This window comes from Acidobacteriota bacterium (assembly GCA_018001935.1).
Classification (GTDB): Bacteria; Acidobacteriota; JAAYUB01; order JAAYUB01; family JAAYUB01; genus JAGNHB01.
The window spans coordinates 1-11204 of the sequence record JAGNHB010000099.1 but is presented as its reverse complement, the minus strand read 5'-3'; the positions used below and the strand labels follow the sequence as shown (position 1 = coordinate 11204).

The window sequence follows — 11204 nt, the reverse complement described above, 5'->3', positions numbered from 1 at the left end:
CCACGTGGCTCGCCCAACAGGCCGCCCGGGACTTCCGCACCGCCGCCCACGTCGGCATCCCTTCCCCCTCGGCCTCCGCCGCGTCCGCTTCCACCCGGCCGCATTCCTCCGTCCCGGAAACCGGCGAACCCGGATGCCACTCCTCTTCCGTTTGGCTAAGCCGGGCCTCGCCGAAATCCACCCCGGCGTTCTCGGAAAAATCACCGCCCCATGCCGCCCCCGACATCGCCCTGACCTTCATCGTCCCGTCATTCATGAAGCACCTCCTCTCGAAGATGCCTCATCCTCCCCCAACCCTCCCCCTCTTTCCAGATGGGGTTTATTAAGCGCTTACCGATCTCTGGTAAAATACCCCTGGACACTTTCGGGATTACAGGGCGGGAATCAACACTCTGGAAGGGGTGAAGCAGTGGAAATACTACCCGCTGAAAATCGACGGGGTTTTCTATGCCATGGAGGGCAAGATCTGGGTGCTTTTCCGATAGTTGTTGGACTAAACCGCCCCGGGGGCGGTAGCCTGGAGGTCGTGGGACACGACCTTTCGACAGGAAGCCAAATGATCAAGCGGTCATCAGGAACCGGCATGTAAGACCTTTGTTTGAGCCATCACCCGGAGGGTGATGGTACTTGTTGCGGTGCCGTCAACCGTGATCGTTCTCTCAAGCAGACCGGCGGGGACAAGTCGCGCTGGCGGCCGCCCCGGAAACGCGCGACCCGGTGAAGCCGCCGGCCATCTCGGCGGCGGCCAGGAGCAAGAAAGCGTGGAGGGTGACGGAAGACGGCCTGCCCGTGCACAGTTTCCGCTCTGTTGAAAGCCATGGCCCCCCGCTGCCGGATCCTCTGTCGGCTGAAGACCAGGAAGGAGGACGTCATCTTTGAGCGAATCACATCCATGACGCCGTTGCAGAAGCGGGCCCACGACCTGCTGGCGACCATCGGCCGTTCCCGGTAGCCGCCGGTCTCGTCTTGGCAATTCCCCTTTACTAATAATGGTTTGTGTCGTTCAAAGGAAAAAACTTCGGTTTAAATAGGAACACGATACGCCCTCGACCCCGAAGGGGTCGAACGTGAATAGAAAAGGTGACAAGCGATCGACCCGACCCCGAAGGGGTCGAATGTGCGGAGAGGGTGATTCAAATTCGACCCCTTCGGGGTCGGGCGGTGGGGAGGGGCACTCCTCTATTCAAATTCGACCCCTTCGGGGTCGGGCGGTGGGGAGGGGCACTCCTCTATTCACATTCGACCCTTTCGGGGTCGGGGGGAGCGGCGACGTGCCCCGTCGCGCCGCTCTGGCAGCCGGCGCGGCGCGGTGAAAGCGGCGCTCCGGGAGCCTGCGCGCCGCACTCCCCGACACGCCGCGCTTGTGACGGACTTCAGCGGGAAAGGAGGCCGGGATGGCGGTTTACCGGGACATCGGGCTGGCGTCGCGGGTGGCGGCGCCGGACCCGGAATTCCGCGTGGGGACGCAGTGGCTGGTGTTGATCGCGGTGGGGGACTACCGGGAGTGGGACCCGCTGCGGAAACCGTTTCGGGCCGCCGAGGAGATCCGGGCCATCCTGGAGTCGCGCTACCACGTCGATCGGGTGGAGAGGCTCTACGACCGGCAGGCCGACAAGGCGGGGATCATGGCGTTGTTCAACTGTCTACAAAAGGACGTGGGGGTGCACGACTCGCTTCACCCCCAAAGCAAAAGGCCTTCCCGGGCGGGAAGGCCTCTTTTCTTGTATCTGGTGCCGAAGGCGGGACTTGAACCCGCACGCCCCGTAGAGCACCACCCCCTCAAGATGGCGTGTCTGCCAATTCCACCACTTCGGCGTTCCATTCAAAACACAATCGATGCAAAGAGCATTCAAGCGGTCGTCGGGGACTCCCCGTCAAGTTTTAAGCGCGCGCTCCTCACGCCTTCGAACCGCTGACGGACCAATTATACGAAATACCCGGGCGAAGGCAAAGGGTTTTTTCGCCGGTGCGCACTCGGGAGGCCCTGGCCCGGGAAACCGGAAGGGAACCACGAACCACACGAACCGAACAAACCGAAAAAACCACACGAACCAAATGAACCGCACAAGCCAAACGAACCAAACGAAACACACGAAACAGACTAAACAAACGAGCCATCCGAACCACCCGAGCCGATCGAGCCATTCGAGCCGGCCGAACCACCTGAAAAGGGCCTGGAGGCCGGCACGATCAGGTCCGGAATGAAACCGTCAATCCTTGAAAGATCTGCCTCGCCGAAACACCGGGCCGCGGAAAGTTCTCCGAACCTGCTTCGCCGGGGCCGCGGGGAACTTTGGAGTCGAGCGCCGGAGCCTACTTCGCCGGGGCCCCGGGGAACTCCGGCGTCGCGCACCGGGGCTTACTTCGCCGGGGCCGCGGGGGCCGGGGCGGGCGCCGCGGGGGCGGCCGGGGCCGGGGCCCCGGGCTTGACCGGGGTCGCGCCGGGCTTGGCCGGGGCGGTGGAGGCCGGGGCGCCGGCGCCCTTGAACCCGCGCATCTTGGACGCGCCGCCGGTGCCGGACATGGTGATGGCCAGCGCCAGGGACGTCACCATGAAGATGACGGCGGCCCCCGTCGTCAGGCGGCTCAGGATGGTGGCCTGGCCGCGGGGCCCGAAGGTCTGCTGGGAGCCCATCCCGCCGAAGGCGCCCGCCAGGTCGGCGCTCTTGCCGGCCTGCAGCAGGATGGCCAGGATCAGGATCAGGCAGCAGATGATGTGGATGATCAAAAACAGGGTCGCCATGCGTCTCTCGCCTCGTCAGAAATTCACGATCTTGAGAAAATCCCCCGCCTTCAGGCTCGCCCCGCCCACCAGGGCGCCGTCGATGTCGTCCTGCGCCATGAGTTGGGAGATGTTCTCGGGCTTGACGCTCCCGCCGTAGAGGATCCGCATCCCCTCGGCGACGTCGGGAGCGCAACGTTCCGCCAGGGTCCGCCGGATGAACACGTGCATTTCCTCGGCCTGTTCCGGCGTGGCGGTCCGGCCTGTCCCAATGGCCCAGACCGGTTCGTAAGCGATGATCATACGAAACGCCTCGTCCTTTGTCAAGCCCTGAAATCCGAGGGCCACCTGATTTTCGACCACCGTGAACAGGTCGCCCCGGTCGCGCTCCTCCAGGGTCTCCCCCACGCAGAGGATGGGGACGAGGCCTTTTCGGACGGCCTTGAGGACTTTTTTGTTGACGGTCCCGTCGGTTTCGCCGAAGACGTGGCGCCGCTCCGAGTGGCCCAGGATGACGTGGGTGACGCCGGCGGAGAGCAGCATGACCGGGGAGACCTCGCCGGTGAAGGCCCCGGTGTCCTCGTGGTGCATGTTCTGGGCGCCCAGCAGGACGCCGGTCCCCGCCAGGGCGGTGGAGACCGCTTGCAGCGAGGTGAAGGGGGGGGCTACGAGGACCTCGCGGTCGGTCAGGCCGTTCGACCCCGCGGCCACGGCCCGGGCGAGTTCCACGGACTCGGGGATGGTGGTGTGCATCTTCCAGTTGCCGGCGAGCAGCGGTTTTCGTTTCATGGGGAACTCCTTGTTTGAACCACGAAATACACGAAATACACGAAAGGGGAAAGAACCAGAAACCACACGAACCATACGAACCACACGGACGAAGAAAGCGGAGGATGGAATTCAGAATTCAGAATTCAGAATCCAGAATTTGGAAGTCAGGAGCGGGGAGACAGCAGCCAGAGTCTGGAGGCCCGAGACCGGGGAGGGCTTCGGCAGGTCCAGGGGAATCGGAAGCGCGTCTTTCCCGTGCCTCCGTGCCTTGGTGAGAGGAAATCCGAAAGGATTTCTCACGGAGGCACAGAGGCACAGAGGGGACGCAGACAGGGAAGAGTGCCCTCACCCGGGAAGTCATCGTCGCCCCGCAACCGGCCGCCGGTTCGGAGCTTCGCTCCCGATTTTTGCGCATGTTGCCAAAGATCGGTTCAGGACTCCGGACCTGACAGCCTAAACACCTACAGCCCAACCCGGATAAACCGGAGAGAAACCACGGATGAACACGGATGGACACGGATCATCCGGACGCTCCAGAAAAAAAACAGGCGGTCTTTACCTCTCGCAAAGGCGCAAAGACGCCAAGCCTCGCAAAGCCGGAACCGGAAAAGGGGGATTCCTTTGCGAGGCTTGGCGTCCGGACGTCTTTGCGAGAGACCGGATACGTCGATTCCGGAACCGGATCAGCACAAGTGGGGCATTTTAACCCCGTGGCATGCCGGACGACGCGGCCGGGATTCCCTCCTCCGTCCCCGCATCGGGTTTCCCCGCTCTGAAAGCGGTGGGAGCCCACCGATGATCTCAAATCTTGCTCATTTTGCCAAAGATCTTACTTCGTAGAGACTAAATGGCTCTCCTCAGACATCCGTCAGGGCCGCGACGCCGGGGAGGACCTTGCCTTCCATGAACTCCAGGGAGGCGCCGCCGCCGGTGGAGATGTGGGTCATCTTCTCCGCCACGCCGACCGCCTGGACGGCCGCCGCCGTGTCGCCGCCGCCCACCACCGTGACGGCGCCGGAGGCGGCCAGCGCCTCGCCGACCCGCCGGGTGCCGGCCACGAAGGGTCTCATCTCGAAGACGCCCATGGGGCCGTTCCAGACCACGGTCTTCGCGCCCGCGACCACCTCCGCGTACTCCTCGGCGGTGGCGGGGCCGATGTCGAGGCCCATCCACCCGCCCGGGATCTCCTCGCCGGGCGAGACGATCCGGGTGGGTGCATCCTCGGCCAGGGCTTCGGCGATGACGTGGTCCTTCGGGAGGAGCAGCTTGACGCCCTTCTCCACGGCCAGGGCCAGCAGTTCCTTCGCCAGTTCGACCTTGTCCTCCTCCACCAGGGACTTCCCGGTGGCGTGACCCTGGGCGCGGAGGAAGGTGTAGGCCATGCCGCCGCCCACGAGGAGAACGTCCACCTTGGTGAGCAGGTTGCGGATCACCTCGATCTTGTCGGAGACCTTGGCGCCGCCCAGGATGGCCACGAAGGGCTTCTCCGGGGCCTCCATGGCCTTGCCCAACCACTCGATCTCCTTCTCCATCAGGAGCCCGGCCCCGCTGGCCTTCACGTGGCGGGTGATCCCCTCGGTGGAGGCGTGGGCGCGGTGGGCGGTCCCGAAGGCGTCGTTGACGTAGACGTCGGCCAGCTCCGCCAGCTGGGCGGCGAAGCCGGGGTCGTTCTTCTCCTCCTCCTTGTGGAAGCGGAGGTTCTCGAGGAGCAGCACCTCGCCGGGCTTGAGGGAGTCCACCATCAGCTCGACGGAGAACCCGACGCAGTCGTCGGCGCAGGGGACCTGCCGGCCCAGGAGCCGGGCGAGGACGTCCGCCACGGGCCGGAGGCTGTACTCGGGCTCGGGGGCGCCCTTGGGGCGGCCCAGGTGCGAGGCCAGCACCAGCTTCGCCCCCTTTTCCATCGCCAATTGGATGGTGGGCAGGGTGGCGCGGACGCGGGTGTCGTCCTTCACCTTCCCCTCCTTGACGGGGACGTTGAAGTCCACCCGCATGAAGACGCGCTTGCCCTTGAGGTCCATGTCCCGGATGGAGAGTTTCTTCATGGCCCCTCCCCGCTCACAGGAACTTGACCAGGTCGGCCACGCGGCAGGAGTACCCCCACTCGTTGTCGTACCAGGCCAGGACCTTCACCATGCTCCCGATCACGGCGGTGTATCCCGAGTCGAGGATGGAGCTGTGAGGGTTCATCATGAAGTCGGAGGAGACGAGGGGCTCGTCGAGGTACTGGAGGTAGCCCTTGAGCGGTCCCTCGGCGGCGGCCTTCATGGCGGCGTTGACCTCGGCGGCCGTGGGGACCTTCTCCACCTGGGCCACGAAGTCCACCACCGACACGTTGGGCGTGGGCACGCGAAGGGCGATGCCGTCCACCTTCCCCTTCAGCTCGGGGATGGCCAGGGCGATGGCCTTGGCCGCTCCCGTGGTGGTGGGGATGATGTTCTGGGCCGCGGCGCGGGCGCGGCGGAGGTCCTTGTGGGGCAGGTCGAGGACCCGCTGGTCGTTGGTGTAGGAGTGGATGGTGGTCATGAAGCCGTTGACGATCCGGTAGTGGTCGTGGAGCACCTTGGCGACGGGGGCCAGGCAGTTGGTGGTGCAGGAGGCGTTGGAGACCACGTGGTGCTTCTCCCGGTCGTAGGCCGCGTCGTTGACGCCCAGGACCAGGGTCAGGTCGGGCTCGGTGGCGGGGGCCGTGATGACGACCTTTTTCACCGACCCCTTCAGGTGCGGGGCGGCGTCGGAGCGCTTGGTGAACTTGCCGGTGGACTCGATGACCACGTCCACGCCGTGGGCCTCCCACGGGATGGCGGCGGGTTCCTTGACGGCGTAGATCTTGATGAACCGGCCGTTGACCACGATGCCGTCTTCCTTGACGCTCACGTCGCCGGGGAAGGTGCGCATGGTGGTGTCGTACTTGAGAAGGTGGGCCAGCGTTTTCGCATCGGTGATGTCGTTGATGGCGACGATCTCGACCCCGGGGTCTCCCGCGGTGATGCGCGCCACGGCACGCCCGATCCGCCCAAATCCGTTGATTCCGACTTTCACTGCCATGGTAACCTCCAATATTGAACCTGAAGTTCGGTTTCGCTCACGAAGCGCCTAGCATAGCAACATCCGGCGGGCGATTCAAGGGGGATGACCCGCGGACGGGGCCCAAAAATCACCGCGCGAATCCCGCGAAGTCCTCAACCGGACAAACCGGAGAAGGGACCACGAAATACATGGAATACCCGAAAGGGAATCGAAGCACGAACCCCACGAAAGTGACGACCGGCTGGCCGGAACGCCGCCGCCAAAGCGCCTGAACAACCGGCGGCGGGAAGGGCCCCCCCGACACAAAAGCGCGGGAGGTCGTCAAGACCTCCCGCGTCCTTGTGGAACGGGTCGGACCTATTCGAAGCGGATCGTCACCACGCCCCGGACGGCGATGCGGGCGCCGCCCTCCTGGGTGGGCATGAACTTCCACTTCATGACGGTGGCCTCGGCGTCCCGGGCCCGGTTGGGCTTGGCGGCCTTGTCGGCCGGGTTGGCGACGGCGCTGATGACGTTCCCGTAGGGGTCCACCATCACGTTCACGCGGATCTCCACCATCTTCTTGCCGGGCTTGCGCGGCGGCGGGGTGAACTTCTGGAGCAGTTTCCCCATCAGTTCGGTTTCGCTCAGCACCTTCGGCGCGGCGGCGACCGGCGGCTGGACGGGGCGCGGCGGCGGGGGGACATCCTCGATGTGGGCGGTGACCCCCTTCCCGTCGTCGTGGGCGACGATGCCGGGCCGGGACCCCGGTTGAGACCCGGCGGTTGTCGCGGGGATCAGGCCGATGTCCTCCGGTTGACCGGGTCGGGCCGGCCGGCGGACGGCGCCCGCGGTGGTTCCCGGAACGGTTCCCGGGGAAGTGGCCGCCGGCCCGCCGGGGGTGGTGGCATCGACCGGGGACGCCGTCCCGGTTTCCCAGCCCGCCTCGGTGTAGGGGGCCGTCTCGCTGGACACCGCCGGGAACTGGCCCGGGTCCGAAGGACCGGCGACCGGGGTCGTGGTGGACGTGACCGAGGCGGCGGGGGGGGTGGAGGCCGCCTGGCGGTCCTTCATCACGAAGTAGACCGCGACCACCCCCCCGGCGACGACGATGGGCAGCAGGATGAAGAGCACCAGCAGGCCCTTCTTGCTCCCCTTCGGCCGCGCCGCCGGCGGGGGCGCCTGGGTGTCGTAGTAGGGTTGGGCCTCCATGGGGCCCTCCGCGCCCGCCATGCCCTCCGGGCCCTGGTCCATCGGGCCGGGGCCGCCATACCCCGGGGGCGGGTAGGACGGGGGCGCGTACTCGGTGGGGGCGCCCGCATCCGGAGGCGGGTAGGAGGGCGGGACGTACTGGGTCGGGGCGCCCGCGTCCGGGTAGGCTTCCGGCGGCGCCGGGGGGCGGCCCGGGTCCGGCACGCCGCACTCGACCGTCTTGTCGGAACCGGAAGCCGGGGCCCAATCGGACTGGGTCGGGACCGAGTCCGTCATGACCGTCGGGGAGTCCGACAGCATCGCCCCGCAGATGTCGCAGGACCCGGCGCCTTCCTTCAGCGGGGCCCCGCAGTGGATGCAGAAATTCATATCGACCTCCTCCTTGCCGGATATCTTCACGCGGCGGCGTCAGCCGTCCAGCGCGATCTTGTCGAGGTACGCCGGGGCGCAGGTCTCCCAGCCGAGGCGGCGGGCGACCTCGTCGGCGAGGGATTGGGCCACGCGTTCCTCCCCGTGGACGACGAAGGTTTTGCGGGGAGGGGTCCGAAAGTGGGACAGCCACTGGAAGATCTCGTCCCGGTCGGCGTGGGCGCTCATGGATTCCATGGTCACCACCTCGGCCCGGATCGGCACGTGCTGGCCGTGGATCTTCACCTCGCGCGCGCCGCCCTGGATGGTCCGCCCCCGGGTCCCCTCGGCCTGGTAGCCGACGAAGACCACGGCGTTGCGCGGGTTGGGCAGGTGGAGCTTGAGGTGGTGGAGGATCCGCCCCGCCTCGCACATGCCGCTGGCGGAGACGATGATGGCGGGCTCCCGGATATCGTTGATGGCCATGGAGTCCCGGACGGACGAGGTGATTCTCAGGTTGTGGCAGAGAATGGGATTGTTCGGGGACGCTTCCGGGCACTGCATCTCGAAGCGCTGGTCCTGCATGTAGTTGAGGAAGATCTTCGTGGCGTTGATGGCCAGGGGGCTGTCCAGGAAGACCGGGATCGCGGGGATCCGGTCGGTGTCCTGCAGGAGGTGGATCAGCGCCAGGATCTCCTGGGTCCTCCCCACGGCGAAGCTGGGGATCACCACCACCCCGCCCCGTCGGCTGACGCGGCGGACGGTGTCCTCCAGGACTTCCTTCGCGTCGCTGTCCTCGTGGACGCGGTCGCCGTAGGTCGACTCCATCACCAGGTAGTCCGCCGCGTCCACCGAGGTGGGGTCGGGGAGGTTGTGCTCGCCGTAGCGGCCGAGGTCGCCGGTGAAGAGGAGAGAGAAGGTGGTTTCGTCCTCGCGGCGCAGGGTGAAGCGGGCCATGGCCGACCCCAGGATGTGTCCGGCGTCGAGGAACTCGAAGGCGATGTTCTTGTTGAGGGCCCGGGTCTCGCCGTAGGGCACCGTCCGGAAAGCCCCCAGCGCCCGCTCGGCGTCCGCCTGGGTGTACAGGGGCATGGCCGGGGCGTGCTTGGAGAAGCCTTCCTTGTTGGCGTACCGCGCGTCTTCCTCCTGGATGTGGGCCGAGTCGGGCAGCATGATCTCGCACAGGTCCGTGGTGGAGGGCGTCGCGTAGATGGACCCGGAGAAGCCGACCCGGCAGAGGCGGGGCAGAAAGCCCGAGTGGTCCAGGTGGGCGTGGGAGAGGACCACGTCGTCCACGTAACCGGGGGGAAGGGGAAAGGGTTCCCAGTTCTTGAGCCGCCACTCCTTCAGCCCCTGGAACAGGCCGCAGTCCAGCATGACGACCTTGCCCCGGTGGGACACCACGTGGCGGGACCCCGTGACCGTCCGGGCCGCGCCAAGGAACTGGATGGTCGTGCTCATCGGGCCTCCTCGGGATAATCTCGGCGGTCAAACGCCGGCGGGGCTGTTCAGAGCGGGTGCTTTTCCGCCAGGCTCCGCAGGTCCCCCTCCAGGCTCTTCAGGCGGGTCTCCCCGAGGAGTTCCCGCACGGCCTTGAGGAACGAGTGGAGGATCTCGATCAGGATGTCCCCCACGTATTTGGATTTCTTCGGGATGTCCATGGCCATCAGGTTCAGTTCCATCAGGTCCAGGTCCAGCCGGCCCTCGGCGGAGAACTCGACGTTGTGGAGGAGGGCCTGTTCCCGCTGGCGGACCTCGTTGTAGTAGTTCCGGAGGATGGTCTCGGTGATGGGGCCCGCCTCGGCGTTGAGCGTCTTCCGGATGAAGCCGAACAGGGAGTTGTAGAGGGTGAACGCCCGGGTGATCCGCTCCGAGTCCCGCACGTCCACCGCTTCCAGGCTGAAGTGCTGGGACTTCCGGATCCGGAGCAGGTCGGCGGTGACAAAGGCCGCCAGGAGGCGCGCCGTCTCGTAGTTGGACAGGAGGCTGTAGTGGAGGACCTCCCGGACGGTCTGGTTCTGGGCGTAGTTGAGGATGTCCATCTCCCGGTCGGAGAGTTCGATCTCCATCATCTTGATCTCGTACTCCGGGGAGGCGTCCAGGATGGTCTCGAGCGGGCCGATCACCTTCTGGATCACGGACCAGTCGTTGATGAGGAGCACCCCCTCGATGATCAGGGCGGTGGAGCTGATGTTGAGCTTGATGGTTTCCTTCGACCCCTCGAAGCGCTCGAAGTTGAAGGTCCCCTCGGACCAGGAGAAGACGGAGAAGATGATCTCCTTGATCTGCCGGTGCACGGCCTCGATCAGTTGCTGGGTGTTGATCAGGCCGTTCTGGAGAAGGATCTGCCCGTGCCGCAGGCCCGGCCGGATCAGCTTGGCGGTTTCCAAATACTGTTCCAGGGAGATGGTCCCCTTGCGGAAGAGGACTTCCCCCAGCGTGTCCCGCTTCTGGTTCGAGTAGGCGAACACGATGCTCCCCGCCTCGAAGAGGATCCGCTTCTTGACGTTGAAAAGCTGCAGCGTGAGGATGCCGGTCTCGTGACTGATGCAGATGGAATGCAGGATTTCCGGAAGCGTGGTGACTCTCAAACTCCCCTGAAGCAACATCACCCTTCTCCGTTAAGGTTCTCGTGCCTCATTCTAGCATCGGCGGCCGGAAAACGAGTGCGAAAAATCACTGCCGGCCGATTTTTACCGCGGCACAGACCCCGGAATTCCCGGAGATGACCGCAGAATACGTAAAGAAGGTGTGAAAAGTGTGAAAGGTGTGAAAGGTGGGAATGGCGGGGAAGGGCGGAGAAGGGTTGGCAGGGCGGGGAAGGGCGGGAAGGGGTCGAAACCGTCCAACCCATTGGCATAGGCCATCGGCGTGCCGTGCAGGTTTCCCGACGTGGTGGTGGCGACGGTGTGAAAATCGCTGTGCGCGTCCAGCCAGATCACGAACTGCGCGCGGCCCTGCGCGGCGGCATGCGCAGCGACCCCTGCGACGGTGCCCAAAGCCAGCGAATGATCGCCCCCCATGATAATCGGCATGCCATGCGGCAGGGCGTCCTGGGTGGCCTGGCGCAGGGCGCCGGTCCAGGCGATCGTTTCGGGCAGGTGATGGACGGCGGGGTTGGCGCAGCGGTGGTCGCCCAGGG

Annotated in this window: 9 protein-coding genes and 1 tRNA gene; all 10 read right to left on the bottom strand. The window is 65.7% G+C overall.

The window, feature by feature from the left end; all coding sequences use genetic code 11:
* The coding region (locus tag KA419_20755; protein ID MBP7868365.1) for a hypothetical protein at positions 1–256 on the bottom strand (256 nt) is incomplete at its 3' end.
* Between the two features lie 1472 nt (positions 257–1728).
* Positions 1729–1815 (bottom strand) — tRNA-Leu (locus KA419_20750).
* A gap of 544 nt (positions 1816–2359) precedes the next feature.
* Positions 2360–2743: a preprotein translocase subunit SecG gene (gene secG / locus KA419_20745; protein MBP7868364.1), complete on the bottom strand. Its 384-nt coding sequence runs from the start codon at positions 2741–2743 to the stop codon at positions 2360–2362.
* A gap of 15 nt (positions 2744–2758) precedes the next feature.
* A complete protein-coding gene (locus KA419_20740) occupies positions 2759–3511 on the bottom strand; it encodes a triose-phosphate isomerase (GenBank protein MBP7868363.1) in 753 nt (250 codons plus the stop codon).
* A gap of 839 nt (positions 3512–4350) precedes the next feature.
* On the bottom strand, positions 4351–5538 hold the full coding sequence (locus KA419_20735; GenBank protein ID MBP7868362.1) for a phosphoglycerate kinase: 1188 nt from the start codon (positions 5536–5538) through the stop codon (positions 4351–4353).
* Between the two features lie 13 nt (positions 5539–5551).
* The gene (gene gap / locus KA419_20730; protein ID MBP7868361.1) at positions 5552–6541 is read right to left on the bottom strand and encodes a type I glyceraldehyde-3-phosphate dehydrogenase; all 990 of its coding nucleotides are present in this window, start codon (positions 6539–6541) and stop codon (positions 5552–5554) included.
* 339 nt (positions 6542–6880) lie between these two features.
* Complete coding sequence (locus tag KA419_20725) at positions 6881–8083, bottom strand: hypothetical protein (GenBank protein MBP7868360.1); 1203 nt, start codon at positions 8081–8083, stop codon at positions 6881–6883.
* 39 nt (positions 8084–8122) lie between these two features.
* Positions 8123–9523 carry an MBL fold metallo-hydrolase gene (locus KA419_20720; GenBank protein MBP7868359.1) on the bottom strand — a complete coding sequence of 467 codons (1401 nt, stop codon included), beginning with the start codon at positions 9521–9523 and terminating at the stop codon, positions 8123–8125.
* Positions 9524–9570: 47 nt separating this feature from the next.
* A complete protein-coding gene (locus KA419_20715) occupies positions 9571–10671 on the bottom strand; it encodes a DUF4388 domain-containing protein (GenBank protein ID MBP7868358.1) in 1101 nt (366 codons plus the stop codon).
* Positions 10672–10755: 84 nt separating this feature from the next.
* Positions 10756–11204: arginase family protein (locus KA419_20710; protein MBP7868357.1), on the bottom strand; the 449-nt coding region annotated here is incomplete at its 5' end.